General features: G+C 71.0%; 21 protein-coding genes and 2 pseudogenes. 13 read left to right on the top strand and 10 right to left on the bottom strand.

The genetic code is table 11. The features are described from left to right. Positions 1 to 38: 38 nt before the first annotated feature. The gene (locus QWM81_RS08060) at positions 39 to 368 is read left to right on the top strand and encodes a DUF3040 domain-containing protein (RefSeq protein ID WP_290110981.1); all 330 of its coding nucleotides are present in this window, start codon (positions 39 to 41) and stop codon (positions 366 to 368) included. A gap of 35 nt (positions 369 to 403) precedes the next feature. After that, on the top strand, positions 404 to 1,669 hold the full coding sequence (gene nhaA / locus QWM81_RS08055; protein ID WP_290110980.1) for a Na+/H+ antiporter NhaA: 1,266 nt from the start codon (positions 404 to 406) through the stop codon (positions 1,667 to 1,669). A gap of 86 nt (positions 1,670 to 1,755) precedes the next feature. Here the strand turns inward: nhaA and QWM81_RS08050 are convergent, their stop codons facing one another. After that, the gene (locus tag QWM81_RS08050) at positions 1,756 to 2,004 is read right to left on the bottom strand and encodes a DUF1622 domain-containing protein (RefSeq protein WP_290110979.1); all 249 of its coding nucleotides are present in this window, start codon (positions 2,002 to 2,004) and stop codon (positions 1,756 to 1,758) included. Beyond that, complete coding sequence (locus tag QWM81_RS08045) at positions 2,001 to 2,390, bottom strand: DUF1622 domain-containing protein (protein ID WP_290111038.1); 390 nt, start codon at positions 2,388 to 2,390, stop codon at positions 2,001 to 2,003. Before QWM81_RS08045 ends, QWM81_RS08050 begins: the two co-directional genes overlap by 4 nt. Here QWM81_RS08045 and QWM81_RS08040 point away from each other — a divergent pair. Next, on the top strand, positions 2,281 to 3,996 hold the full coding sequence (locus tag QWM81_RS08040) for a DUF2254 domain-containing protein (RefSeq protein WP_353938283.1): 1,716 nt from the start codon (positions 2,281 to 2,283) through the stop codon (positions 3,994 to 3,996). The genes QWM81_RS08045 and QWM81_RS08040 overlap by 110 nt on opposite strands. Positions 3,997 to 4,193: 197 nt before the next feature. On the opposite strand, the gene QWM81_RS08035 is transcribed toward QWM81_RS08040, so the two are convergent. From QWM81_RS08035 to QWM81_RS08020, 4 genes and pseudogenes are all read right to left on the bottom strand, one after another. Then, positions 4,194 to 4,934 (bottom strand): class I SAM-dependent methyltransferase, encoded by a 741-nt coding sequence (locus QWM81_RS08035; RefSeq protein WP_290110976.1) that lies wholly within the window; start codon positions 4,932 to 4,934, stop codon positions 4,194 to 4,196. 502 nt (positions 4,935 to 5,436) lie between these two features. Next, positions 5,437 to 6,102: a maltokinase N-terminal cap-like domain-containing protein gene (locus QWM81_RS08030; protein ID WP_290110975.1), complete on the bottom strand. Its 666-nt coding sequence runs from the start codon at positions 6,100 to 6,102 to the stop codon at positions 5,437 to 5,439. Positions 6,103 to 6,209: 107 nt separating this feature from the next. Continuing rightward, on the bottom strand, positions 6,210 to 6,764 hold the full coding sequence (locus QWM81_RS08025; protein ID WP_290111037.1) for a hypothetical protein: 555 nt from the start codon (positions 6,762 to 6,764) through the stop codon (positions 6,210 to 6,212). Positions 6,765 to 7,109: 345 nt separating this feature from the next. Then, positions 7,110 to 8,194, bottom strand: a pseudogene (locus tag QWM81_RS08020) (MFS transporter); the annotation flags it as partial. Here QWM81_RS08020 and QWM81_RS08015 point away from each other — a divergent pair. Next, positions 8,126 to 8,542 (top strand): annotated as a pseudogene (locus QWM81_RS08015) (fumarylacetoacetate hydrolase family protein); the annotation flags it as partial. The pseudogenes QWM81_RS08020 and QWM81_RS08015 sit on opposite strands and share 69 nt — an antisense overlap. A gap of 90 nt (positions 8,543 to 8,632) precedes the next feature. Here the strand turns inward: QWM81_RS08015 and QWM81_RS08010 are convergent. Continuing rightward, the gene (locus QWM81_RS08010) at positions 8,633 to 9,835 is read right to left on the bottom strand and encodes a S8 family peptidase (RefSeq protein ID WP_290110973.1); all 1,203 of its coding nucleotides are present in this window, start codon (positions 9,833 to 9,835) and stop codon (positions 8,633 to 8,635) included. 638 nt (positions 9,836 to 10,473) lie between these two features. Between QWM81_RS08010 and QWM81_RS08005 the strand changes: the two genes are divergently transcribed. Further along, a complete protein-coding gene (locus QWM81_RS08005; protein WP_290110972.1) occupies positions 10,474 to 15,060 on the top strand; it encodes a cation-translocating P-type ATPase in 4,587 nt (1,528 codons plus the stop codon). Between the two features lie 243 nt (positions 15,061 to 15,303). Here QWM81_RS08005 and QWM81_RS08000 read toward each other — a convergent pair whose 3' ends face one another. Beyond that, a complete protein-coding gene (locus QWM81_RS08000; RefSeq protein ID WP_290110971.1) occupies positions 15,304 to 15,759 on the bottom strand; it encodes a bacteriocin immunity protein in 456 nt (151 codons plus the stop codon). A 91-nt stretch (positions 15,760 to 15,850) separates the two neighbouring features. Between QWM81_RS08000 and pcaDC the strand changes: the two genes are divergently transcribed. The 8 genes from pcaDC to QWM81_RS07960 all read left to right on the top strand — a co-directional run bounded on the left by pcaDC (position 15,851) and on the right by QWM81_RS07960 (position 22,526). Then, the gene (gene pcaDC, locus QWM81_RS07995; protein WP_290110970.1) at positions 15,851 to 17,233 is read left to right on the top strand and encodes a bifunctional 3-oxoadipate enol-lactonase/4-carboxymuconolactone decarboxylase PcaDC; all 1,383 of its coding nucleotides are present in this window, start codon (positions 15,851 to 15,853) and stop codon (positions 17,231 to 17,233) included. 53 nt (positions 17,234 to 17,286) lie between these two features. Continuing rightward, complete coding sequence (locus QWM81_RS07990) at positions 17,287 to 17,919, top strand: MBL fold metallo-hydrolase (RefSeq protein WP_290110969.1); 633 nt, start codon at positions 17,287 to 17,289, stop codon at positions 17,917 to 17,919. Positions 17,920 to 17,949: 30 nt separating this feature from the next. Further along, entirely contained in the window at positions 17,950 to 18,729 is a 780-nt protein-coding gene (locus tag QWM81_RS07985; RefSeq protein ID WP_290110968.1) for an exodeoxyribonuclease III, read from the top strand. Positions 18,730 to 18,787: 58 nt separating this feature from the next. Next, on the top strand, positions 18,788 to 19,228 hold the full coding sequence (locus QWM81_RS07980) for a DUF6278 family protein (protein ID WP_290110967.1): 441 nt from the start codon (positions 18,788 to 18,790) through the stop codon (positions 19,226 to 19,228). 112 nt (positions 19,229 to 19,340) lie between these two features. Next, positions 19,341 to 20,084: an amino acid ABC transporter ATP-binding protein gene (locus QWM81_RS07975; RefSeq protein WP_290110965.1), complete on the top strand. Its 744-nt coding sequence runs from the start codon at positions 19,341 to 19,343 to the stop codon at positions 20,082 to 20,084. Between the two features lie 17 nt (positions 20,085 to 20,101). After that, a complete protein-coding gene (locus QWM81_RS07970) occupies positions 20,102 to 21,007 on the top strand; it encodes a glutamate ABC transporter substrate-binding protein (protein ID WP_290110964.1) in 906 nt (301 codons plus the stop codon). 8 nt (positions 21,008 to 21,015) lie between these two features. Next, entirely contained in the window at positions 21,016 to 21,660 is a 645-nt protein-coding gene (locus tag QWM81_RS07965; RefSeq protein ID WP_290110963.1) for an amino acid ABC transporter permease, read from the top strand. After that, positions 21,657 to 22,526, top strand: coding sequence for an amino acid ABC transporter permease (locus QWM81_RS07960; protein ID WP_290110962.1), 870 nt, complete (start codon positions 21,657 to 21,659; stop codon positions 22,524 to 22,526). Before QWM81_RS07965 ends, QWM81_RS07960 begins: the two co-directional genes overlap by 4 nt. A gap of 36 nt (positions 22,527 to 22,562) precedes the next feature. On the opposite strand, the gene QWM81_RS07955 is transcribed toward QWM81_RS07960, so the two are convergent. Together QWM81_RS07955 and QWM81_RS07950 are read right to left on the bottom strand one after the other, a co-directional pair. Beyond that, a complete protein-coding gene (locus QWM81_RS07955) occupies positions 22,563 to 24,140 on the bottom strand; it encodes a CocE/NonD family hydrolase (protein ID WP_290110961.1) in 1,578 nt (525 codons plus the stop codon). A gap of 131 nt (positions 24,141 to 24,271) precedes the next feature. Next, entirely contained in the window at positions 24,272 to 25,456 is a 1,185-nt protein-coding gene (locus tag QWM81_RS07950) for a L,D-transpeptidase (RefSeq protein ID WP_290110960.1), read from the bottom strand. Positions 25,457 to 25,467 lie beyond the last annotated feature (11 nt).

Here is a 25,467-nt window from a genome sequence, read left to right as displayed (position 1 = left end):
TGTCTCCCCGGAAGCAGGTGGTGGGCATGGAACCAGAAATGGACGAGGAACGTATCCTCGCGCAGATCGAAGAGCGCCTCTCCCGTGACGATCCCGAGCTTGTCGCACGTATCGACACGCTCAACGAGCAGTTCCCCAGCAGCCAGGAGCAGGAGCAGGAGCAGGAGCAGAGGGAGGGGGAGGAGGGGCGGGCTCGCCACGCGCAGCACAGAGACTGGCAGAAGACGGCCGTCATCGTGCTGATCATCGTCGCCATCGCGGGATTGCTGCTGACGGCGGCTCTCGGCGCGTCATCGGCGGACGCGGACTCCTCCACACCGCCGACCAGTCTCGTCCCACCCGGGTCCCTGTACGTCCAGCCGATGTGATCATCCACAGGCACCGCCTCCGGGAGCGCAGAACCATGCCCAACCGGAAACCTGGCAGTCGAACGGTTCTCGGCCGTCCGTCGCCGGCGGAGCGGACCTTCGTGGTGGACGCCCTGCGCACCGAGACGGTCGGCGGCACGGTGCTCCTGGTGTCGGCGGCGATCGCACTGGTGTGGGCCAACACGCCGCTGAGCGGTCTCTACGAGTCCGTACGCGAGGCCCACTTCGGTATCGAGGCAATCGGGTTGAACCTTTCCGTTGCCCATTGGACGTCCGAGGGCTTGCTGACGATCTTCTTCTTCGTCGCGGGAGCGGAGCTCAAGCGAGAGCTCCTGATCGGTGAACTCCGCCACCCCGGCGCGGCCGTGTTGCCCGTAGTCGCGGCCGTCAGCGGCATGGTGGCGCCGGCGCTGGTGTACGGCCTGGTGGCCACCACGCAAGGAGGCACATGGAACGGGTGGGCCGTTCCCATCGCCACCGACATCGCCTTCGCCCTGGGCATACTGGCGGTGATCGACACCCACCTGCCGTCCGGGCTGCGCGCTTTCCTCCTCACCCTGGCGGTGATCGACGACTTGGGCGCCATCGTCGTCATCGCCGTGTTCTACACCTCGACGATCAACCTGGCGGCTCTCATCGGGGCGGTCATCGGGCTGGGACTCTTCTTCCACCTGCACGACCGCAGGCGGGTGCACGGCTGGTACTGGTACCTCCCGCTGGCGCTCGTCATCTGGGGGCTCACGTACAACAGCGGTGTTCACGCCACGGTTGCCGGGGTCGCCATGGGCCTGCTGCTACGGGTGGCCCCGGACGGCCCCAACGGCCGCCGGCCGGCCGAACACATCGCGCATCTGATCCGACCGGTGTCCGCCGGGGTGGCCGTTCCGCTGTTCGCCCTCTTCGCGGCCGGAGTAACCGTCTCCGGCAGCACCCTGGCGGAGATCGTCAGCCGTCCTGAACCGGTGGGCGTGACACTGGGCCTGGTCGTCGGCAAGACCCTCGGCATTTTCGGCGGGTCCTACCTGGCCGTACGTCTCACCCGGGCGCGGCTCGCCCGCGGGCTCGCCTGGGCGGACGTTCTCGCGGTGGCCATGCTGGCCGGAATCGGCTTCACCATCTCGCTGCTGATCGGCGAACTGGCCTACCGTGACGCTGAAGACGTCGAGCGCATCAAGGGCGCGGTTCTGCTCGGCTCCGCCATAGCGGCGGTTCTGGCAACCATTCTGCTGAAACTGCGAAACCGGAAATACAGGCAGCTCGACGAGGCCGAGGATCCCGGCCATAACGGCGTCGCCACGTAGCCGTGCGCGGCACGGCACTGCGAGCGAGTCTTCCGGCCGGGCTGTACGGTCAGCGCACAGCGAGCGCAGGAGATGTCCCGCCTTTCTCATCGCACGAGCGGGTGCCGGCCGAGACGTGTCGCGATCAGTTTGCGGAGGCCGATCACGGCCGCCGCGGTGGCGATGCTGCTCCACGATGGTTCGTCTGCGAGCCTGATCAGCCCGGCAGCGGTGAGGAAGTCGAGCAGCACTCCCAGCGAGAGGCGCACTTGCCTCGTCGCCAGGTAGGCCGCGCATGCGCTCAGCACCCCCGCAGCGGTTGCCAGCATGGCCGCGGTGTGCAGCCAGGCGGTCATGAGGTGGTGGCCTTGTTGTCCTTGTCGAGTTCGGCGCGTTCGCGGGCGATCTCCCGGCCCAGGAAGTAGTTGAGCGCGGTACGAATTGCCGCGATGGCCGCGAGTTGCCCGATCTCCGCGAAGCTCGGCGCCACGGCCGTACGCAGCACGTCACCGGCGAGCTGGAATTCGAGCCCGAGGACAAGGAATCGACCCAGGCTGAGACGGATGCGGTTGAAGCCGGCCACCCGCCGGCCACTGCGCATCCCAGCAAGGATGAACTGGGCAAACGCCCAGATGGCCCCGACGAAGACGATCAACGCTCCAGCGGCCTCGACCACTCTGACGAGCAGGCCGATCACGTCGCGCAGAGTGGACTCGGGCAGCAGTTCCATCGACAGGGGCATGCTCACGCCGGTACCCGTCGTACTGGCCGACTCACCTGCTGCTTGGGTGTCTCACCCAGGCGGTCCATGGCGGGAGCGCCCCGCGTCGACCAAGCGCTGCCCGACCCGCGGGGCGCCGCCGGCGAGCCGCAGCGGACTGAGTCCGGGCCTGGAAGGCTGCTTGCCGGGGGCCGGGGTCGCGCAGCGCCCAGTGGAGGCCGCGTCGCAACCGTGCCGCCGGGCGGCGGTGGTGTATGGCTGGGGGATGGTGTCACTGCCGGGCAGGCGTACTCCGCGCGCCGAGGGATCGAGGAGCCCGTTGTGGCTGCCGCCCACCGTGGGCGGTGTCGTGGCATTCGCCGCTGCGCTGCTCCTTGCGCGTGTCCGGCCTGCGCCGGGAAGCCCAGCGGCAGGTCTGTGGCCGGGGGATGTCAACTCCGCCGCCACAGCCCTGCAGGCGGTCGCCACCACGTCGGTGACCGTCACCACCCTCACCTTCAGCCTGACGGTGGTAACGCTCCAGCTGGCGTCCCAGCAGTTCTCTCCCCGGCTGCTCCGGCGCTACGCACGCGACACCGCCGCCAAGTCGGTGCTTACGGTGCTGACGTGCGCCTTCGTCTTCACGATCACCACGCTGTCGTTCCTCGACACCAAGAACCCGGTGCCTGGCTTGGCTCTTGTGACCTCGATGGTGCTGGGCGTCGCATCGCTGGCGGCGGTCCTGGCCTACCTCACGCATATCGTGCGTGAGGTGCGGGTGGATTCCATGATGCAAGGCGTTCACCAGGAGACGGCGACCGCGATCGGCATCTTCTACCCGGCTCACGACGACCCACGCCCCCACTCACCGGACGAGATGGAGCTCGACGAAGCGGCCGGGGTAACGGTGTACGCGACGGACAGCGGGTTCGTACGGCTGGTCGACGTCCACGCTCTCGTGGAGTGCGCCCGCCGCCGCGGCGCATTGGTGCGCCTCAACACACGGCCTGGCGACCTGGTCATCGCCCGCAGCCCGCTGGCCACCGTCTGGGCCCGTGCACAGGGAGCCGGGCCTCCTGAGCCGGAGGCGGACGGGACAGCCGCGGAGATCAACGCGGCCGTCACGCTCGGGTACGAGCGGACACTCGACCAGGATGTGGCGTTCGGCTTCCGCCAGCTGGAGGACATCGCCGTCAAGGCCATGTCACCGGGCATCAACGACCCGGTCACCGCGGCTGCCGCCGTGGGACACATGGCCGACCTTCTCGTGCGGCTCGCCGACTGCCGGCTCGGTCCGATCGTGCACGTGGACGGCGACGGCGAGCCGCGTGCCATCGTGCCGGACCGGGACATGCGCTACTACCTCGACCTGGCCTGCGGCCAGCTCAAGCGCTTCGCCTCCAGGGAGCCCACCGTCCTCGCTGCCCTCCTGCGGATGCTGCGGGACCTCGCGGTCGTCGTGCACGACCGCGAGCACGTCGACGAAGTACGGCGCGCGGCCGATGCCGTACGGAACGCGCTCTCCCCCGCCGTGTCTGAAGCGGATGCGGAGCAGGTGCACGACCTGCACCGGCGCGTCCTGATTGCCCTGGAGGGGCACGCGATGCGGGCGTATGGCGACCGCAGCGGTGAGACCCGCTCCGTATGACCGCGGCCCAGCGTCATGCTCCCGCCCCGGAGATCCGCCTGTCGCGCTGAGCGCGCTCGTCCTCGAACGCCGGACGGGCGCGGCGCGCCACCCCTTGTGCCTCAAGACCGTTCAGCGGTCAGGACCAACGGCCGGCGGCCCTGCCCCCGGTCCGGGTGATTTCCAGAGGTCGGGCCGCCGGGCTGTCCGGTCGGTCGTCAGGCGCGGCAGCGCAGCATCTCCAGCGGGGGGTTGGCGAGGCAGTCCGCCCAGAAGTCCGCACCGAACGCGCGCACGCCGGCCTCGGACACCTCCACCGGGACCCAGGTCAGCTCGCCGAATCCGGCCGCCCGCAGGCACTTCTCGTAGACCTCGCGGCGCGGGCAGGCGCTGACGAACGAGATCGGCGGGTCGAGCAGCGCCGTGATCCTCACTCGCGGTCCGGTCTCGATCTCCTCGCCGGTCGGCTCGCAGAGAAAGCCGTACTTGGCCAAGGACGGCCCGTCGAAGCGGAAGTCGGGTGACTGCGCGAACACGAAGAACTCGGCGCCGGGCTTCAGGCTCCGGTGCACGTTGCGGCACATCCGCTCCATGGCGGCGATGTCCTCCGCGTAGTTGAGCAGCTGGACCCCCGTGGCGACGTCGAAGCGCTGCTCAAGGGGCCGCAGTTGGGACACATCGCCCACCTCGTACCGCACACCCAGCGGATCGCGCTCCTCGAACGCCCGTGCCGCGGCGACCATTTCACGGGAGATGTCGACCCCGAGCACCTCCACGGCGCCGCGCCGCTTGAACTCCCTGCTGTAGAAGCCGGTGCCGGAGGCCAGGTCGAGGACCGCCTTGCCGCGTACGTCCCCGACCATGGCCAGGAAGCTGGGCACCTCCCCGTACTGCGCCAGCGGCAGGGACTTGAAGCCCTCGAACGCCTCACCGATCTCGTCGTACTGCTGCACGCTCACCGTGGTGTCCTCCCCTGTGCTCCGTCATGTTCTCGGCCTCGGCTTCCCGGGTCTCCGGGGCGCGCCGCGGCCTCTGGCTGGCAGTCTCTACGAACCCCGGCGGGCCGTCGTACTGGCAGAACACACAAAGATCCGGGCATCGTCCGGTGTCGTGTACGGGCCGGCGTACGGGTTCGAGCGGATGACGGGCGTCCTGGGCGCGATCTCCGGCCTGGGCGCCTGATCTCTGGTCGCCTGGCTCGGCTAGCAGTGGGCCATCGGCATGTCCGTCATCCCCGGCCTGCCGGCCGCCGCCGCGATCGTTGACGCGATCCGGCGGGCCCCCAAGATCCTGCTGCCCGGGACAAGGTGGCGCTGAAGACCCGCATCCGGCCTCTGCTGAAGGGATCATTCACCGGCTCGGCATCGGTGTGCAGTGGCGTGAGCTGCCCGAGGGCTTCGGCCCGTGGCAGACCGCCCGCAGGCGCGGCACCTGCTGTGGTCTTCCGGCGCCGATGGAGCCCTAGCCGCGAGGGTTGGTGTGCAAGACCGCGAACAGCCCGCGAGCACGGGCGCCGTCCGGCGTGCGCCAGGAGCCGGCGACGTGGCCGGTCGCGCCCGGTGGAAGGAGAAGGCGGCCGCCCGGCGTGGGCCGCAGGACCCGGTGCACGCGGAGGGTCATACCCTGCGGCGCGGGCAGCTCGGTGCCCTCCTGGTCGTCGGTGGCAGTGGTGGGGACGTCCGGAGAGGCGAACTCCTCACCGGTGTAGGCACGGGTGACCTCCCGGTCGGGGACGTCACTGGTGTCTTGGTCCTGCGCCTGCGCCCGGCCGGCGACCAGGGCCAGCAACTGGGCGATCGACACAGGGTCGTGGCAGCCGTCGTAGGCCCATCGCCGCCCCAGCACCCCGTGCTCCATGGTGCCGACGAGGGCGTGCTCCAGCCCGTTGAGCGGGGCGCCGCGATAGGTGAGTGGCACCAGGTAGGTGGACGGGTGGAGACCGGAGGTGTCGGTGGCCACCATGAACTCGATCCCGACCTCGCCCTGCGGGTCGTCCAGTCGGAAGCCGCCGGCCTTGGCCAGGACCGGTTCACGGGTGTCGCCGCGGTACCACGGGCGGGACGGCAGCCAGGAGGTGAGCAGTTCCAGCTTCGTCGGCTGGAGGGAGGTGTGGTGGATGACGGCCATGCCGAAGACCTTTTCCGTTGAGCGGACGCGAGCTTCCACACCTTCGCATCCGTACGGTGCTCGAAGCACGGTTTCCAGCCGACAAGGTCCACGAGACCGGCTTTCCGCTATCCGACCCGCGCACTCCGCCACTCCACTTCGTCGGCGGTCATCGGGGCGTGGATCGTGTAGACGTCGCCGACCCGTAGCTTGTCCGGGGTGCTGTACTCCCCGTAGGTGCCGATGACGGAGACGGCCACCTGGGAGTCGGGCTGCCAGAACGCCCGGTAGTACGGCGCGTTGGCCGGGCCTGCCGGGATTTCCAGCAGGGGGACACCGCGCCGCTGAAGCAGGCGCTGCAACTTCTCGAACCGAAGCCTGGGAGCGAACCGCCCGTACCGGGCCCGGAGCCGCTCATTGGCGAGCGTGCGCCCCCCGTGCGCGAGCCTGTGCACCTGCAACGTGAAGTGGTGACCCGACCAGGGGCGGTTGGCGGAAGCGCGGTCCCAGAAGAACTCGGCCAGGCCGTAGTCACGGCACATGCCGCGGTTGTCGAAGCTGTTCTCGGCGAAGTCCGGCCCCAGGACCTCGGCGACGCGGTCGGGAGAGTCCGTGGGCCGCAGGCCGAGCACGGTGCCGGTGGTGACGACGTCCACGTAGAACGCCAGGGAGTACGGGGTCAAGACTGATCCTCGATGGGGTGTTGGCCAACGTGATGCGGGACCCCCGCCCAGGGCCCCGCCCGGGCCGGCCGACATGCGACCGGCCCGGGACTGCGGCCCACCCTGCCCGACGCCCGCCTGGAAGTCCTGTCCGACGTCAATGGTCCACATGCCCGCCAGGTTCCGCGATCTGCTGACCGCGCTCCGCGCGGCGGCGGAGGCGCTGGTGGCATCCCCGACCGGTGAACGATCGCGAAGGCTTGCGGGAGGTCGGCTGGTGGGCCGGCTGGTGGGCATGCGTACGACCAACCGGTGGTCCGGCGCGCCTCTCTGAGCGAGCGTCAGAATCTGCCGACGGGGAGCTGGAGCAAGCAGTACGAGCGGGCACACGAACTCGCCCCCGAAGAACGCGGCCAGCCACAGTCCAAATGCCTCGGCCGCGGTCCGTGTAGTCGAGCTTGGACATGGCCAGGGTGAGGAGGGAGGGCAGGAGGAGGCCCGTACCGAGGCAGTTGAGGACTGCCCCGACGACCAGAACAGTGGGGTTGACGGCGAGGGCCATCACCACGAATCCGGCGGCGCACAGCGCGAATACGGCGGGGAGCCTGCGCGCCGGTGTGCCGGAAAACTTGGTGAAGGCGATGGAGCCGGTCACGGTCGCGGCGCTTGCGAGCGCGGTGGCCGCCCCGATGGAGCCCGTGGATTCCACCCCCAAGCCGTCCATCAGGTACGCCATTTCGACCGGAACGGTGTAGAAGACCATGGCGCCGAGCACGGTCAGCCCGCAGATCCCCCGCCAGCCGCCGCACCGGAAACGGAGTCGGCCGTTGCGACGCACCGGCGGAAGCCGCCTCACCACCGCACTGCGGTGTGGGAAGGAAGGCGGCCATGGCAGGAGCGATCAGCAGGCTGACGGCGTAGATCCAGAACGGGGCCCGCCAGCCCGCCGAACCCACCACTCCGCCGAGTACGAAGAAGGCCGTCGCGGAGGCGGAGGCGCACATCGTCTGCAGAGCGAGGTAGCGATCACGCACGCGCCCGCTGTAGTAGTCGCCGATCAGCGTGGTGCAGCAGGACATGATCGCCGCTTCGACGACACCGACCAGCGCCCGGCTCGCGACGATCGCCCCGAGAGAATCCAGCCACAGCGGGGCGGTGCCGAAGACGGCATACAGCACGGTCGCCACGACCAGCAGCCGTTTGCGGCCCAGCCGGTCCACGATCACGCCGGCAAAAGGGGCGAGCAGGGCGAGCGCGAGGGCCGGAATCGTCAGTGCCACGGGAACCAGCGCTTTCGCACCGGCCACACCTTCGAAGTGGTCCTGCATCCTCGGCAGCACCGGAGCGATGAGGACGGCGCCCAGGATCGGCAGGCAGCTGCCGAGGGCAAGGACACCGCGGCCACCCTCGGCCCCCACCTCGTCACCGCCGATGAGCTGGAGCCCTACCACGACACCGACGGCTTCCTGCGCCTGGCCCTGACCGCCGAGGTCAACGGCAAGGTCATCGGCAAGGACCTGCTGTCCAACATGAGCTGGACGTTCGAGGAAATGGTCGCCTACGCCTCACGCGGCACGTACGTGAGGCCCGGCGACGTCCTGGGCTCGGGCACCTGCGGGAACGGCGGCTGTCTCGCCGAACTGTGGGGCGTACGAGGCGCACAGACGCCCCCGCCGCTGACGCCCGGTGACACCGTCACGCTCACCGTCGAAGGCATCGGCACGGTGTCCAACACCGTGGTGCCCGGCACGGCCCCTCTCCCGGTGCCCACCGCCCGCAAGCGCCCCAGGGCCCGGCCGTCACCGCCTCACCCGGCTGCCGCCGCCGCGAACACCAGGAGGCGGCCGCCCGGCGGAGGAGCCCGCCGGACGGCCGCGCGCGCGTGTTGACTAGAAGAGCGAGTAGAGCAGCTTGTTCGGGGAGCCGCTGCCCGCGCTCTGTACGACTCCGCTGGTCGCGTTCGCCGAGAGGGCGTCGCTGACCTGGGCCGGGCTCGCCGACGGGTTGGCCGCCAGGTAGAGCGCGGCTGCGCCGGCGACGTGCGGGGTGGCCATGGAGGTGCCGCTGATGGTGTTGGTGGACGTGTCGCCGCTGTGCCAGGCCGAGGTGATGCCGACGCCGGGTGCGAAGAGGTCCAGGCAGGTGCCGTAGTTGGACCACGATGCCTTGGTGTCGGTCTTGTCCGTCGCGCCGACCGTGATGGCCTCGGGGACGCGGGCGGGGGAGTACTTGCAGGCGTCCTGTGCCCGGCCGCCGGTGTTGCCGTTGCCCGCGGCGACCGCGTAGCTGACGCCGGAGGCGATGGAGTTCTGCACGGCCGCGTCGAGCGAGGAGTTGGCGCCGCCGCCCAGGCTCATATTGGCCACGGCCGGCTTGACCGCGTTGGCGGTCACCCAGTCGACCCCCGCGATGACGCCGGAGATGGTGCCGGAGCCCTCGCAGTTCAGCACGCGTACGCCGACGATCGAGGCGGACTTGGCCACACCGTACGTCGATCCGGCGGCGGTGCCGGCGACGTGGGTGCCGTGGCCGTTGCAGTCGTTGCCGTTCTGGCCGTCGCCGATGGTGTCGGTGCCGATGCTGGCGCGGCCACCGAAGTCGCTGTGGCTGACGCGGACTCCGGTGTCGATGACGTACACGTGGACGTTGGACGCCGTGGTGTTGTACGTGTACGACGCGTCGAGCGGCAGTGGGCGCTGGTCGATGCGGTCCAGGCCCCAGGTGGGGTCGGACTGTACGGCGGTCGCGGTGACGCGGGAGTCCTGTTCCACGTACGCGACCCGGGAGTCGGCGGCGAGCCGGTGGGCCCGGTCGGCGGTCATCCGGACGGAGAAGCCGCGCAGCGAGGAGCTGTACACATGGGCGAGGTCGCCGTCGTACCGGTCGGCGAGGCCCTGGGCGGTCGGCCGGACCGACGCCTTGGCGGTGGTGTCCTTGAGCGCCACGATCCAGCTGCCGGATATCGCGGTGCCGGCGGGTGCGAGGCGGACGTCGGAGTGGTCCGCGCTGTGGGCGGGGGTGGCCGCGAGCAGTCCTGCTGCGAGGGCGGCGGCGGGTATGAGCGCGCGAATCCGTCGCGCGGGGGATCTCATGGTGATGAACCAGACCTTTCGTTGTCCGGGTTACGGGCAATTCGGGCCGTGCGGTTGCGCTGCCGCTCAGGGTCGCCGAGCGGCTCCTGGTGACGGTTGGTCAGGCCGTACCAGGGAGCGTCCACGCCGCCGGCCGCGCACCTGTGGCACGCGTTGCCGGGCACCGCGGACGGCAGGAACTGTCCCATGGGGAAACGCCCGCCACAAGAGGGATGAACGTCCGTCGTCATCAAGGTTCCAGCGGGCGGCCCCGGTCGAGCCCGCGAGGGCGACAAGCCGCCGGCACGGCGCAGCCCGGCAATGTCACCCAGCCCAGATCAGGGCGCGCCGAACCGAGTACGCGCGGGACCGCACCCACCCCCGCCAGACGCTCCGCGATGGCAACGGGCGCGCGCCAGAGCTGTGGCCGTGCCGCGCTTGCCGAGGCGCGTGCCGCCATGAACAGCGCTGGAGCGGTTCCCCCTGTGCACCCCCAAGGGTGATCTGTGATTGCCCGGTGAGCTTCGGGGAACCAGCAGGCAGACGAAGGTGGACGTGCAGGTGACGCGAATCCGTTCGCGGGAAGCAGCCAGAGCACGGCCGTGTCCGGCGTATCCGGGTGCCCGTGCGCGTCGTACGTCTTTTGGTGAGGGTAGGACATGGTTCTGGGGTTGTTGACCCGCTTGCCTGCGGCCGGCTTGGGAGTGGCTCTGACCGCGCCTGGCCATGTCGTCCGTGGTGCGGGGGTGTGCGCCGCGATGGCCGAAGACGCGGTTGGTCTCGGCTTGCGGGCCGCCGCGGACGGCGCGGCGGCGGTGGCGGACACCGCCGTCCGTGTGGCCCGGGTGGCGCGTAACGCGCTGCCGGGTGGGGTGGAGGAATGGCGGGCCGGTTCCCGGGTGCACCTGGCGTTGCAGCCCTCCTCGCCCGCCCGCGTGCGGCGGGCGGGCGGAGTGGAGGCGGTGGCCAAGAAGGTGGCCGCCGCTCTCGTGGATCACCCGGACGTACTGCTCGCCTATTGGGACGGCGGGCTGGCGCGGCTGGTGGTCACCGCCTCGCGTGAGGCGGCCACCGACCATGTGGTGGAGAAGGCCACTGAGCTGGCCGAGCGGTATGGACTGGCCCAGACGGACGCGCCGTTGAACGACGTCGCGCACCCCGCGGGCATCGCGGCGGTACGGGCCGCCGCCGCCGCGCTGGCGCTCGACGCGGCCGGCGTGGCCGCGGCGGTGACCGGGCGTGTGGTGGGGGCTCCGCGCACCTCCAGGGTGGTGACGGCGGCCGTGACGCTGGTACGGGAGAACCCGCGCGTCCGAGCCCTGCTGAGCAACCGGCTCGGTGCGGCCGGAGCGGATCTGGTGCTCGCCGCGGCGAACGCGGCGGTCCACGGCGCCGGGCAGTCACCCACATCGTTGATCCTGGACGGCATGCTGCGCACCGGACAGCTGGTGGAGAGCGTGGCACGGGCGGCCGCGTTCGACGCCACCCACGACCGGGTGTGCGCCCCGGAACGCTTGAGCGTGACGACGCAGCAGGTCACCCGGCCGCCGCTGCGCCCCACTCCGGCCCAGGAGTACGCGACCAAGGCCGCCACCGGCAGCATGGTGGGTGCCGCCGCGACGCTGCTGTTCAGGCGGAACCTCGACGAGGCGGCGGAGGCGGTGCTCGCCGGTTCCCCGAAGGCCGCCCGCTACGGCCCGGCGGCCTTCGCCACGATGCTGGGCAGCGCCCTGGCCCGCTCAGGGGTGCTGGTCCGTGATCCCGAGCGGCTGAAGCAGCTCCAACTGGTCGACACGGTCGTGCTGCACCCCAGCGCCCTGCGCGGCGGTACACGCACCATCTGCGAGGTGCACCCCAGCGCCGAGGGCTGGGACCGCGACCGGCTGTGGCGGGCCGCCGCTGCCGCCCTGGGGCAACCGGGACACAGCGACCGGGCGCCCGGCAGCGGGCCCGGTGTGGAGCTGCGGCCGGTGCCGGGGGAGCCCGCGGCGGACACGGGCATGATGATCGCGTCGGCCGACGGGCAGGACGTCGGCACGGTGACGGTCGGCTGGGAACTCGACCCGCTGGCCGAGGCCGTACTGGACGCGGCCCGGCAAGCGGACCAGTACACCATCGTGGTGGACGACCCGGCGCTGGACGACTTCGCTGCCATGGCGGACGAAGTCGTCTCGTCCGAGAGCCGGTTGGCGGACCACGTACGGCGCCGTCAGGCCGATGGCCATGTGGTCCTGACCGTCGCACACGTCCCGGCCCCGCCCGCCGCGACCGGCTCGCAGACGCGCGCGGGAGAGGACGAGCTGCTGACCGGGCTGCTGAGCAGTGACGTGGCGGTCGCCCTCACCGACGACGACAGCGCCGTCGTCTGGGACGCGGACGTCCTGGCCTTCGGCGGCCTGGAGGACGTCTGGCGGCTGTTGGTGGCCGTTCCCGCGGCGCGGTCCGTGGGCCGCCAGTCGCAGGTACTGGCCCGGGCGGGCGCGGCGTTGTCCGGCCTGCTGGTGGCCACCGGCTCCCAGCGGCGGGGGCCGGCGGCCTTCCTCGCCGGCTCCCAGCACGGCCCGGTCAACGCCGCGGCCATGGGAGCGCTCGTGGCGGGCTGGCGGGCGGCCCTCGGCGTGGCCGCGGCCACGCCCCCGCGGCCCCGGCCCCGCGTGCCGTGGCACGCCCTGGAACCCGACGAGGCCGTGACCCGGCTGCGGAGCGGCCGCCGTGCCGAACCCACACCGCTGGCCGCCGCGGTGACGGCCACCCGGTCCGCGGTCCGCCAGGCGGCCGGCCTCCCCGTCTTCGCACCGGCCCGGTGGACGGTACGGCTGGCGAAGGCCGTACGAGCCGAGCTGGACGACCCCCTCACCCCCGTTCTCGCGGTCGGCGCGGCGGCCTCCGCCATCCTGGGGTCGGTCGTCGACGCGGCCCTGGTGGTCGGGGCGATGGGCATGAACGCGCTCGTAGGCGGTGTGCAGCGCCAGCGCGCCGAACAGGCCCTGACCTCTCTGGCCAGGGGACAGAAGCAGAAGGCACGCCGCGTCGACGGCCGCGAGAACGGCGCGACCACCACGGTGGACGCGGCCCGGCTGGCGCCCGGGGACCTGATCCAGCTGGATGTGGGTGACGTCGTACCGGCCGACGCGCGCCTGGTGGAGCTGACCGGCCTGGAGGTCGATGAGTCGTCGCTGACCGGCGAGTCCCTTCCCGTCACCAAGCAGATCGCCGCCACCCCGGGAGCCGCGATCGCCGATCGCCTGTGCATGGTCTTCGAGGGCAGCACCGTGGTCGCCGGCCAGGCCACCGCCGTGGTGGTGGACACCGGCGAGCACACCGAGGCCGGCCGGGCGGTCACGCTCGCCTCCCGCACCCCACCGGCCGCCGGCGTCCAGGCACGCCTGCAAGAACTCACGCGCAAGGCACTGCCGCTCACCTTCGCCGGCGGGGCCGCGGTGACCGGGCTCTCCCTGCTTCGGGGCCGCCCTGTCCGCGAGGCTGTCGGCGGAGGGGTGGCCGTCGCGGTCGCCGCCGTCCCCGAAGGACTTCCGCTGGTGGCCACCGTGGGCCAGATGGCAGCCGCCCGCCGCCTGACCCGCCGCGGCATCCTGGTACGTACTCCGCGCGCCCTGGAGGCCCTGGGGCGAGTGGACACGGTGTGCTTCGACAAGACCGGCACGCTGACCGAGAACCGCCTGCGCGTCGTCCGTCTCACCACTGCGGACGGGACCGTGTGCGAGCCGGGGGAGGAGAAGGCCGCCGACATCCTGCGGCTGGCCGGGCGCGCCTGCCCACAGGAGGCCGAGGACACCGCCGGCCGACAGGCACACGCGACCGACGAAGCCGTCCTGGCCGCCGCCCCGGCCGACCCGGAGTGGGCTCCCACGGCCGGGCTGCCCTTCGAGGCCAGCCGCGGCTACTCCGCCGCCACCGGTCGAACCGGAACGGGGAGCGGCCTGCTCGTGGTCAAGGGAGCACCCGAAACCGTCCTGGACGCCTGCCAGAACCTCCCTGCGTCGGCGGCCGAGTGGGGCCAGTCCCTCGCCGGTGAGGGACTGCGCGTCCTGGCCGTGGCCACCCGCTCCCTCACCGGTGACCACGACGCCGACACCCTCGTCAACGAGCCACTGGAGGCACTGGAGTTCGCGGGTTTCGTCGCACTCGCCGACACACCGCGCCCGGGCTCGGCCCCCATGGTCGAAAAACTGCGGGAGGCCGGGGTGAGGCCGGTCATGCTGACCGGTGACCACCCCCATACCGCTCGCGCGATCGCCCTCGCGCTGGGCTGGCCGCAGGACACCGGCGTCGTCACCGGTGACGAGCTCGCCGCCCTGGACCGGGCGGGCCGTGCCCGTCTCCTGCGCGACGCGGGGGTCGTCGCCCGCGTCGCCCCCGAGCAGAAGCTCCAGGTGGTCGAGGCGCTGCGGGCCGCTGGCAGGGTGGTCGCGATGGTCGGGGACGGAGCCAACGACGCCGCGGCCATCCGAGCCGCCCATGTCGGTGTGGGCATCGCCGCCCGAGGCTCGGCCGCCGCCCGCAACGCCGCCGACCTCGTCCTGACCGACCCGGACCTGTCCGTGCTCGTCGACGCCGTCACCGAAGGACGCGCCCTGTGGCGCAGCGTCGCGGACGCCATCAGCATCCTGATCGGAGGCAATGCCGGCGAGGTCGGCTTCACCGTGCTCGGCACGCTCCTCGCCGGAACGTCGCCGCTGTCCACCCGTCAGCTGCTGCTCGTCAACCTGTTGACCGACATGTTCCCGGCGATGGCCGTCGCCGTCACGCCCCCGGACGACCGGAGCGCCGAGGAAACCGCGACGGCGGGCAGCGCGCCGGTCGGTATCAGCGCGCTGGGGGCCCCGCTGCTGCGCCAGATCCGGCAGCGAGGCATCGTCACCGCGCTGGGCGCGGCCACGGCATGGCTGATCGGCCGCTTCACCCCCGGCACCGCACGACGCACCAGCACCATGGCACTGTGCGGCGTCGTCGGCGCGCAGCTCACCCAGACCCTCACCGGCCGTCATCGCAGCCCCCTGCTGTGGGCGACCGCCCTGGGCTCCGCCGCCGCCCTGATCGCCATCGTCCAGACGCCCGGCCTGAGCCACTTCTTCGGCTGCACCCCCCTGGGACCGCTGGCCTGGGCCGGCGTGGCCGCCGCCATCGCGACCGCCGCCGCCGGGCCCCGTCTCCTGCCGCCCGTCGAAGAGCTGCTGACCCGCGTCCAGAGCCGCCTGCCTACGAAAACCCCGGCAACGGCGTAGCGCCGGCACCGCCCGCACACGGAGGGCTCCTGCCGTACACGGTGCCGATGAGGGTCGGCGGCGCGAAGAGGATGGCCGCCCAACTGGAGGTCTTCTTGCTCTCGTTAGCACCTGCATGTCCGCCCAGGGACCAGGGTTGTGCAATGCACGACGAGAGGACCCGAAGCGGCACCGACTTCTACCACCTCGCCTCACCCGGGCCCGCGCCGGACAACAGGCGGCCGGCTGACTCATCCTCGTGGCTCAGAGTGCGATCGGCCGGTACTTCAGGGCCTCGTCGAGGATCTCCTCCGCAGATGCACCTTGGAGGTCGTGCGAGGGATGGAAGACCAGGTCACTGACTCGGGGATGCGACACATTCGCTTCGAGGAGCTGGACGTAGTAGTCGCTCTCCGGGTCAGCCTCGAGGATTCTGCGGACGATTTCGACGAGTTCGTCCCTCGTGATATCCGCAACCCGGGGGCGAGCCGGCCGGGCCGCCTCCCTGGCGAACTCCTCCAGACTCCTGCTTCCGTAGTACGCGGCGAAGTCGAGGGCCACGTAACCGTGGCCGGTGACCGCGTTGAAGGCTCGGATCGCCTCATCGGCGTTCTCGGAACGGTCGGCCACCAGGGCAGCGATCCGATCGATCTCGCAGCTCAACTCATCCAGCCGTTGTCGGCTCACGGGCGGGGGCAACAGCTCAGGTCTCAGCTCCACGGCCCGAATGATGTCCACCGACGCCGACACGCTGGCCGCTGGGTTCGCCCCGGTGATGTGAGGTTTCGTGATACATGAGAGGGTCTGGCGGGTGAGCGAGACATCACCGAACACCCTGCAGTACCGGTCCGACGGACCCGAAGACGCCCCGGTCCTCATCCTGGGCCCGTCACTGGGCACGACGTGGCACATGTGGGACCGGCAGATACCCGAGCTCATCCGGCAGTGGCGGGTCATCCGCTTCGACCTGCCCGGCCACGGCGGCGCACCCGCCCACCCCGCGACCGCCGTCGCCGAGCTCACCGACCGGCTCCTGGCCACCCTCGACGACCTCGGCGTCCACCGCTTCGGCTACGTCGGCTGCTCCATCGGCGGCGCCATCGGCACCGACCTCGCGCTGCGGGCGCCCCACCGCCTCGCCTCGCTGGCCCTGATCGCCTCCTCGCCCCGCTTCGGCACCGCCGACGAGTTCCGCCAGCGCGGCGTGATCGTCCGCACCAACGGCCTCGACCCGATGGCCCGCACCGCGCCGGAGCGCTGGTTCACCCCCGGCTTCGCCGCCGCCCAGCCGGCCATCGTCGAGTGGGCCGTGCAGATGGTCCGCACGACCGACGCCGCCTGCTACGCCGCCGCGTGCGAGGCGCTCGCCGCCTTCGACGTACGCGCCGACCTCGCCCGCGTCGGTGTCCCCACCCTCGTCCTGGTCGGCTCCGATGACCGCGTCACCGGCCCCGCGGAGGCGCGCCACCTGGTCGCCGGGATCCCCGACGCCCGCCTCGCCGTGGTGCCCGGCGCGTCCCACCTCGTGCCCGTCGAGCAGCCCGCGGCCGTCACCGACCTGCTCGTACGGCACTTCTCCACCTCCTGGCAGGCCGTGGCCGACTCCTCGACGGGCATGACCGCGCTCGCGGCGCCGCCCGTCGTCCCGGCCATCGCCGCCCCGGCCGCACCGCACGCCGCCCCGCACGCCGCACCGCCCATCGTGGTGCCGCCCGCGCCGCCCGCCCAGGCCGCCGTCACCCCGCTCGCCGGGCTCACCCCGCCCGTCCCGCCCACCGCACCCGCCGCGCCCGAGCCCGCCGGGGCCGGGCGGCGCGACCCGTACGACGCGGGAATGAAGGTACGGCGCGAAGTCCTCGGCGACGCGCACGTCGACCGGGCCATGGCCGCCGCCGACGACTTCACCGGCGACTTCCAGGAGCTGATCACCCGCTACGCCTGGGGCGAGGTGTGGACCCGAGACGGCCTCGACCGCCGCACCCGCAGCGTCGTCACCCTCACCGCGCTCGTCGCCGGCGGCCACCTGGACGAACTGGCCTTCCACACCCGCGCCGCCCTGCGCAACGGCCTGTCGCCCGCCGAGATCAAGGAGGTGCTCCTGCAGACCGCCATCTACTGCGGCGTCCCGGCCGCCAACTCGGCGTTCAAGGTCGCCCAGCAGGTGATCCGCGAGGAGACCACCCCCGAGGCGTAGCCACGTGTCCGCACCGACGCGCCGGGTAGGAGGATGCCGCTATGAAAGCTCCCATGAGGCTGACCAAGAAGTCCCACGCCTGCGTCCGGCTGGAGAAGGACGGGCGGACCCTCGTCATCGACCCGGGCGGGTTCAGCGAGAGCGACGCGGCGCTGGGCGCGGACGCCGTCCTCGTCACGCACGAGCACCCCGACCACTTCGACGAGGACCGGCTGCGGGCCGGCCTGGAGGCCAACCCGGCCGCCCAGATCTGGACGCTGCGCAGCGTCGCCGAGCAGCTCTCCGCGGCCTTCCCGGGCCGGGTCCACACGGTGGGCCACGGCGACACGTTCACCGCGGCCGGGTTCGACGTCCAGGTGCACGGCGAACTGCACGCGGTGATCCACCCGGACATTCCCCGCATCACCAACATCGGCTTCCTGGTCGACGGCGCCGTCTTCCACCCCGGCGACGCGCTCACCGTCCCCGATCACCCGGTCGACACGCTGATGCTCCCCGTCATGGCGCCCTGGAACAAGATCTCCGAGGTCATCGACTACGTACGCGAGGTCGGGCCCAGGCGCGCCATCGACATCCACGACGCGCTGCTCACCGACCTCGCCCGGCCGATCTACGACCGCCAGATCGGCGCCCTCGGCGGTACCGACCACGGCCGGCTGGCGCCCGGGGACACCAGGGACCTATGACTGTCACACCCCCCGGTTAGGCTTGCCGTCATGCGCATCGCCACCTGGAACGTCAATTCGATCACCGCCCGGCTGCCCCGGCTGCTGACCTGGCTGGAGAGCAGCGGCACGGACGTGCTGTGCGTCCAGGAGACCAAGTGCACCGCGGAGCAGTTCCCCACCGACGAGCTGCGCGAGCTGGGGTACGAGTCGTCGGTGCACGCCAACGGCCGGTGGAACGGCGTGGCCCTGGTCTCCCGGGTCGGCCTGGAGGACGTGGTCCACGGCCTGCCGGGCGGGCCGGAGTACGAGGGCGTGGCCGAGCCGCGCGCCATCTCCGCGACCTGCGGTCCGGCCCGGCTCTGGTCGGTGTACGTCCCCAACGGCCGTGAGGTCGCCCACGACCACTACGCCTACAAGCTGCGCTGGCTGGAGGCGCTGAGGGCGGCGGTCGCCGAGGACGCGGCGGGCCCCCGCCCCTTCGCGGTGCTCGGTGACTTCAACATCGCGCCGACCGACGACGACGTCTTCGACCGGGCGTACTTCGAGGGTTCCACCCACGTCACCGAGCCCGAGCGGGCCGCGCTCGCCGGGCTGCGCGAGACCGGGCTCACCGATGTGGTGCCCCGCCCGCTGAAGTACGAGCACCCGTTCACGTACTGGGACTACCGCCAGCTCTGCTTCCCCAAGAACCGGGGCATGCGCATCGACCTGGTGTACGGCAACAAGCCGTTCGCCGACGCGGTCAAGGACAGCTACGTCGACCGCGAGGAGCGCAAGGGCAAGGGCGCCTCCGACCACGCCCCGGTGGTCGTCGACCTCGACGTGTAGGAGCCCCCCGGGTGTGCCCTGTGGTGCGCCCGGCCCCACCAGTGCGACGCTGGGCGGTATGAACATCCCTTTCCTGGACGCCTGGCGCAAGCGGCACGACGACGAGCGGCCGGCGCAGCCGCCCTCCGCCGACGAGAGCGCCCCGGAGGGCGTGGCCGACATGCTCGCCGAATGCGACCTCCTGCGCTCCCGGGTGCAGGAGTACGGGGTGCAACTCGATGACACCCCGCGGTCCTTGGCGGCCATCGACCAGCTCCCGCCCCGCTGGCGCGACGACCCCGAGGAACTGCCCTGGCTGGGCAACGACGCGGGCCTGTACCTCGGTACGGTCATCGTACGGACGGTGCCGGGCGCGCACTGGTACCTGACCCCGGGCGGCCACCCCGTGGTCCGCCTCGTCTCGGGCCGGGAGATCCATGTCGTCCAGGCCGGTCTGGACTGGGCGATGAACGGTTCGCCGGAACTCTCCCAGGTGTACGCGGAGGCCGCCGAAGGTTAGGTGGTAAATACGGCTTATGCCCCCTTTATGCGTGTCGGGAGGATGAAGTCCCTTTTCGGGCTGGATAGTTTGCGCTGACCTCGACACAGCTGAGAATGGGGCAGGGCAGCGTATGGCCGTCGATCCGTTGATCGAGCTGCGTGACGTCAATAAGTATTACGGCACCTTGCACGTCCTCCAGAACATCACCCTCACCGTCGGCCGCGGGGAGGTGGTGGTGGTCATCGGGCCCTCCGGGTCCGGGAAGTCAACGCTCTGCCGGGCCATCAACAGGCTGGAGATCATCGAGTCCGGCCGGATCATCATCGACGGACAGGAACTCCCCGACGAGGGCAAGGCCCTGGCCGGGCTCCGGGCCGATGTCGGCATGGTCTTCCAGTCGTTCAACCTCTTCGCCCACAAGACCGTGCTGGAGAACGTCTCCCTCGCTCCCGTCAAGGTCCGCAAACGCGTGAAGGGCGACGCCGACCGGCGCTCCCGCGAGCTGCTGGACCGCGTCGGCCTCGCCGACCAGGCGGAGAAGTACCCCGCCCAGCTCTCCGGCGGCCAGCAGCAGCGCGTGGCCATCGCCCGGGCCCTCGCCATGGACCCCAAGGCACTCCTCTTCGACGAGCCGACCTCCGCCCTCGACCCCGACATGATCAACGAGGTCCTGGAGGTCATGCGGCAGCTCGCCCGGGAGGGCATGACCATGGTCGTGGTCACCCATGAGATGGGCTTCGCCCGCTCCGCCGCCAACCGCGTCGTCTTCATGTCCGACGGCCGCATCGTCGAGGACCGCACCCCCGATGACTTCTTCACCGCCCCGCGCAGCGAGCGCGCCAAGGACTTCCTCTCCAAGATCCTCACGCACTGACAGGGGGTGCCGGACCGATGAAGCGTACGAAACGAGCTCTGGCGGCCCTGGTGACGGCCCTCCTCGCCGCTGCCTGCGGCAAGGAGGGCAGCCCGCCCGTCAAGGGCCCGCAGCCGGACCAACTGCCCCGCTACCGGGTGGTCACCGACTTCCGGCTGCCGGACTCCCCGACCTGGAACCGCGCCAAACGGCGCGGCCACCTGCTCGTCGGCGCCAAGGAGGACCAGCCGTACCTGGGGGAGAAGGACCCGGCCACCGGCCGCTACTCCGGCTTCGACATCGAGATCGCCAAGATGACCGCGGCCTCCCTCGGCTTCGACCCGGCCGGTGTCGAGTTCCGGACGATCGCCTCCGCCAACCGTGAGACCGCCCTGCAGAACGGCCAGATCGACTACTACGTCGGCACCTACACCATCAACGACAACCGCAAGAAGCTCGTCGGCTTCGCCGGCCCCTACTACCTGGCCGGCCAGTCCCTCCTGGTCCGCACCGACGAGGACGGCGTGAGCGGCCCGCACGACCTGACCGGCAAGCGCGTCTGCTCGGCCGCCGGCTCCACCCCGTACCAGCGGATCGAGGCCGACTACCCTCAGGCCGACCTCGTCGCGTACGACACGTACTCGATCTGCGTCGACAACCTGCTGACCTACCAGGTGGAAGCCGTCACCACCGACGACACGATCCTGATGGGCTTCGCGGCCAAGGCCCCCGGCGAACTGAAGGTCGTCGGCAGGCCCTTCTCGAAGGAGCCGTACGGCATCGGCGTCCCCCGCCCCGACAACGCCCTGCGCTCGGCCGTCAACGACGCCATCGAGGCCCATGAGAAGAACGGCGACTGGAAGAAGGCGTATGACGCGACGCTGGGCCTGTCCGGCGTACCCGCCCCCGAGCCTCCCGCCATCGACCGCTACCCGGCGAGCTGAGGGAAGCCATGGACGTACTGACAGACAACTGGTCCCTCTACGGCGACGGCTTCCTCGGCACCGTCGAACTCACCGTCTACTCCTCGCTCCTCGCACTGGTCCTCGGCTTCCTCATGGCCTCGTTCCGGGTCGCCCCCGTCGGCTCGCTGCGCGCCTTCGGCACCGCCTGGGTGGCGGTCCTGCGCAACACCCCGCTCACCCTGCTCTTCTTCGCCGTCCTGCTGGGCCTGCCGCGCTTCGGACTCGTCCTGCCCTTCACGGTCTTCGCGGTGATCGCCCTCGGCTGCTACACCTCCGCCTTCATCTGCGAGGCCCTGCGCTCCGGCATCAACACCGTGCCCCGGGGACAGGGCGAGGCGGCCCGCAGCCTCGGCATGACCTTCAGCCAGACCCTGGCCGCCATCGTGCTGCCCCAGGCCTTCCGTACCGTCCTCCCGCCCGTGGGGTCCACGCTCATCGCGCTCGCGAAGAACTCCGCCATCGCCGGGGCCTTCAGCGTCACCGAACTGCTCGGCACCTACCGGACCCTCAACGAGCTGGGCCACAGCATCATCTGGACGTTCGTCTGGATCGCCCTGGGATACCTGATCATCACCCTCACCATCAGCGCGGCCGTCAACGTGCTGGAGAAGCGCTGGGGAGTGCCCCGATGACCACCGCGACCGCGACCGCGACGGCTCTGTACGACATCCCGGGCCCACGCACCCGGCGGCGGCACGTCGCGTACGGCGTGCTGTCGACCCTTCTGATCGTGGCGCTGCTCGGCCGGCTCGTCCACCTCCTCCTCGACACCGGGCAGTTCACCTACGCCAAGTGGAACCCCTTCACCTACGAGGGGATCCAGGAACTGCTGCTGCGGGGCCTGGCCAACACCCTCAAGGCGTTCGCGTACGCCGCGGTGCTCTCGCTCGCGCTCGGCGCCGTCCTCGCCGCAGGGCGGCTGTCGGAGCACCGGGTCCTGCGGTGGGCGGCGACGCTGGTGGTCGAGTTCTTCCGCGCCATGCCCGTGCTGGTGATGGTCTTCTTCATCTTCGTGGCGCTGAGGGTCCACCCGCTGCCCGCCCTGGTGGCGGGGCTGACCCTCTACAACGGCTCGGTGCTCGCCGAGGTTTTCCGCACGGGCGTCAACTCCGTGGAGCGCGGGCAGCGGGAGGCGGCGTACTCCCTGGGCATGCGCAAGACGCAGGTGATGACCCACGTCCTGGTGCCGCAGGGTGTGCGGGCCATGCTGCCCGCCATCATCAGCCAGCTGGTGGTCGCCCTGAAGGACACGTCACTGGGCTTCCTCATCACCTACGAGGAGTTCCTCCACGCGGGCAAGCTGATCGCGTCCAACCTCGACTACGATCTGCCGTTCATCCCCGTGGTGATGGTGATCTCGCCGATCTACATCGGGATGTGCATGCTCCTGTCCTGGCTGGCCACCTGGGTGGCCAGGAGGGAGCGCCGCAGTCCCAAGACACAGGCCGTGGAGGTCCCGCCGGCCGAACCAGGGACGCTGCTGCCTGGGAAGCAGTAGCACGCAGGGCCATGCCCGCCCGGCAGCGGCCGGAGATCACTTCTCGCGCAGCGGGACCGACAGGTACGACGGGTCGGACGGCGGCGAGGAGAAGGTCAGCCGCGCGCCGGACGGGTTGTGCTCGATGTACAGCGGGTCGACGGTGTCGACGACCAGGGCGAGGCGGTGGCCGGCCGGGACGTCGTAGGCGGTGGAGAACAGCTCCAGGTCTACGGGGAACGGCCGGTCGGCCTCCTTGCCGTGGAAGGTGTACGGCGCGCTGCTGACCAGCTTGCCGAGGCCGAGCGGCCCCACGTCGTAGAGGTACGCGACGAGGGTGCCGCTCTCCTTGGTACTGGTGACCGTGGTGTGCAGTTTCGCCGTCCCCCGGACGTGCTGGACCGTGTCGTACCGCTCGGACTGCCAGACGGCGGCGAAGGAGCGCGGGAGGAGGGGGATGGAGGCGGTGGGCGGCAGCTTCAGGAACTGGTCGAGGGCGTTGGACAGCATCACGATCCCGCCGTTGGCGCCCGAGTCGACGTTCGCGTACACCTTCTGGGATTCGGCGAGCGCGATCTTGCGGTCGGTGGCGGCGACCGACTTCCAGTCCGGGTAGCCCTCGTAGCCGCCGGTGGACCGGGACTTCAGCTGGACCGGCTGTTCGCGGTCGATGCCGTTGTCGGCGCCCTTGAGGTGGTGGTCGAACCAGCGGTGGGCGTTGGTCCAGGTGTCGTTGGGCAGGCCGAGCAGGCCGGCGGCTTCGGCGGTGGCGTGGTCGCCGGGACGCAGCTCCAGGCGCTTGGGGCCGGTGAGCTTCTCGTAGAACGAGGCGTACTGGTTGGGCGGGAAGATGGTGTCGCCCCAGGCGTTGCCGAGCATGATGGCCGCGCCGTTGGCGTTGATCCGGTCGAGCTGGAAGGCGGGGGAGCGCTTGGCGCCCCACGCGATCATCTCCTGCTCCTTGTCCAGGTTGGAGGCGAGGAAGTCACCAAGGATCTGCTGGAGTTCGGGGCTCGGGCGGCCGGTGAGGTAGCCGGTACCGCCGAGCATCGCGGCGGCCTGGAGGTGCTGCGTACGGCCGCTGTAGATGGAGTCGATGAGGTCGGCCCAGCCGCTCATCGCGACGACCGCCTTGACGCGCTTGTCGTGGGCGGCGGCCAGCAGGCTGATGCCGGCGCCGTAGCTGACGCCCGCCATGCCGACTCTGCCGGGGTCGGCCGGGGTGTTGGCCAGTGCCCAGTCGATGACCTTGGAGGCGTCGGCGACGTCCGGCGGGCCGGCGACTTCGATGTGGCCGCCGGACTGCCAGAAGCCGCGCGAGTTGTAGCTGACGACCACATAGCCGGCGTCGGCGAGCTTCTTCGCCTGGGCCAGGTACTCGATCTGGGGCATCGACCAGCTGGTCGGCAGCACGATCACCGGGTAACGGCGGCCGTCCTCGGCGCCCGCGGGCGTGACCACGTTGGCCTTCAGTACGGTGCCGCCGTCGCCGGTGATGTCGACGAACCGGATACCGGGCGGACCGGTGGGCGTGGCCGCCGCCGTGGGGGAGAGCCCCAGGGCGGTCCCGGCCACCAGGGCGGCCGAGACGGCACCGGTCGTCGTCGTACGCAGGGCATTACGCGGCTGTCCCACGGTCCACTCCTCAGGCACTTGAAAGGTGAACCGTAGGTAACCACGGGAGTCTTACCGAAGGTAACCGGTCGGTAAGTTACGCCCCGGTAACGATTATGGGGCGTGGGTCATATGCCTGCTCAGTGGCGGTGTCAGCGCAGCGCGCTCTTGGCCTGCCACTCGGCCCAGGACAGGTTCCACTCGCCGTACCCGTTGTTCAGCGCCTGCGTGCCCTTGGCGTCGTCACCCGTCACCTCGAACGGGTCGCCCACCTGCACCTGGTCGTACACCCACCGGGCGTCCGGGGTGTCCATGCCGATGCAGCCGGAGCTCTTGTTGGCGTTGCCCATGTAGGCGGCGTTCCATGGCGCGGCGTGCGCGTACATCCCCGACCAGGTCAGCCGCATCGAGTAGTCGACCATCTTGTCGTACGCGTCACCCAGGCCGACCGTCTCGGAACGCATGTTGATCGTGCCCTCCTTCGACATCAGCACGGTCTTCCCGCGCCAGGACGCCTTGTCGCCGCCCGGCGTGCCGCCCGACATGGGGACGTCCTTGACCTCCGCGCCGTCCCGCAGCAGCTTCAGCCGGTGGTTGTCGAGGTCGACCTTGACCAACTGGTTCTTCCCGATGGTCACCGTGGTCGTGTAGTCGCGCACGAACCAGCCGCCGGCCGCGCCGGAGTCGACACCGTTCAAATCGGCGTTCAGCGTCACCTTGGTGCCCGGCTTCCAGTACGCCTTGGGCCGCCAGTCCACCCGGTCCTTGCCCGACCAGTCCCGCATCCAGCCCCACGAGCCCACGGTGTTGTTGGAGGTGGTCACCTTCAGGTGCTTCTCCACCTCCGCCTTGTTCTTCACCGGGTGGTCGAAGACGACCGACAGCGGGTGGGCTATGCCGACCGTGGTGTTCTTGCCGGGCGCCAGCGTCAGCTTGTTCACCTTGTCCGGCGCGGCCGTCGCGAAGTCCGCCGTGGCGGTGCCGCCGTCCGTGTCGCGCGCCTCGACCGTGTACGCGGTGCCGGGAGCGGCCTTGCGGGCGGAGGTCCAGCTCCTGCCGTCGGCGGCGACGGTGCCGGTGAGGGTGGCGCCCTTGGAGTCGGTGACGGTGACCTGCTGGAGCCTGCCCTCGGCGAGCGTCACCCGGACCGGCTCGCCCGCCTCGGCCTGCTTGCCGGACAGGTTCACCGAGATCCGGGTGTCCGGCTTGGCACCCTTCTCGTCGGCCTTGGCGGCCCCCGAACCGCCCGAGCACGCGGTCAGGGCGGCCGCGGCGAGGACCGCGGTGCCGGCCAGGGCGGCGGTGCGGAAGGGGCTGCGCGGGCAAGTGCGGCTCAACGGGAAAACCT

The organism is Streptomyces ficellus, assembly GCF_030406405.1.
GTDB classification, from domain to species: domain Bacteria; phylum Actinomycetota; class Actinomycetes; order Streptomycetales; family Streptomycetaceae; genus Streptomyces; species Streptomyces ficellus_B.
The sequence above is the reverse complement of the archived record's forward strand: the minus strand, read 5'-3'. Positions and strand labels throughout refer to the sequence as shown.

Excerpts from the sequence above, each read along its gene's own strand:
- QWM81_RS08060 (WP_290110981.1), top strand. The coding sequence starts at position 39 with ATGGACGAGGAACGTATCCTCGCGCAGATCGAAGAGCGCCTCTCCCGT.
- nhaA (WP_290110980.1), top strand. The coding sequence starts at position 404 with ATGCCCAACCGGAAACCTGGCAGTCGAACGGTTCTCGGCCGTCCGTCG.
- QWM81_RS08050 (WP_290110979.1), bottom strand. The coding sequence starts at position 2,004 with ATGACCGCCTGGCTGCACACCGCGGCCATGCTGGCAACCGCTGCGGGG.
- QWM81_RS08040 (WP_353938283.1), top strand. The coding sequence starts at position 2,281 with ATGGCCCCGACGAAGACGATCAACGCTCCAGCGGCCTCGACCACTCTG.
- QWM81_RS08045 (WP_290111038.1), bottom strand. The coding sequence starts at position 2,390 with ATGCCCCTGTCGATGGAACTGCTGCCCGAGTCCACTCTGCGCGACGTG.
- QWM81_RS08030 (WP_290110975.1), bottom strand. The coding sequence starts at position 6,102 with ATGGCCGTCATCCACCACACCTCCCTCCAGCCGACGAAGCTGGAACTG.
- QWM81_RS08010 (WP_290110973.1), bottom strand. The coding sequence starts at position 9,835 with ATGAGATCCCCCGCGCGACGGATTCGCGCGCTCATACCCGCCGCCGCC.
- QWM81_RS08005 (WP_290110972.1), top strand. The coding sequence starts at position 10,474 with ATGGTTCTGGGGTTGTTGACCCGCTTGCCTGCGGCCGGCTTGGGAGTG.
- QWM81_RS07990 (WP_290110969.1), top strand. The coding sequence starts at position 17,287 with ATGAGGCTGACCAAGAAGTCCCACGCCTGCGTCCGGCTGGAGAAGGAC.
- QWM81_RS07985 (WP_290110968.1), top strand. The coding sequence starts at position 17,950 with ATGCGCATCGCCACCTGGAACGTCAATTCGATCACCGCCCGGCTGCCC.
- QWM81_RS07980 (WP_290110967.1), top strand. The coding sequence starts at position 18,788 with ATGAACATCCCTTTCCTGGACGCCTGGCGCAAGCGGCACGACGACGAG.
- QWM81_RS07975 (WP_290110965.1), top strand. The coding sequence starts at position 19,341 with ATGGCCGTCGATCCGTTGATCGAGCTGCGTGACGTCAATAAGTATTAC.
- QWM81_RS07970 (WP_290110964.1), top strand. The coding sequence starts at position 20,102 with ATGAAGCGTACGAAACGAGCTCTGGCGGCCCTGGTGACGGCCCTCCTC.
- QWM81_RS07965 (WP_290110963.1), top strand. The coding sequence starts at position 21,016 with ATGGACGTACTGACAGACAACTGGTCCCTCTACGGCGACGGCTTCCTC.
- QWM81_RS07960 (WP_290110962.1), top strand. The coding sequence starts at position 21,657 with ATGACCACCGCGACCGCGACCGCGACGGCTCTGTACGACATCCCGGGC.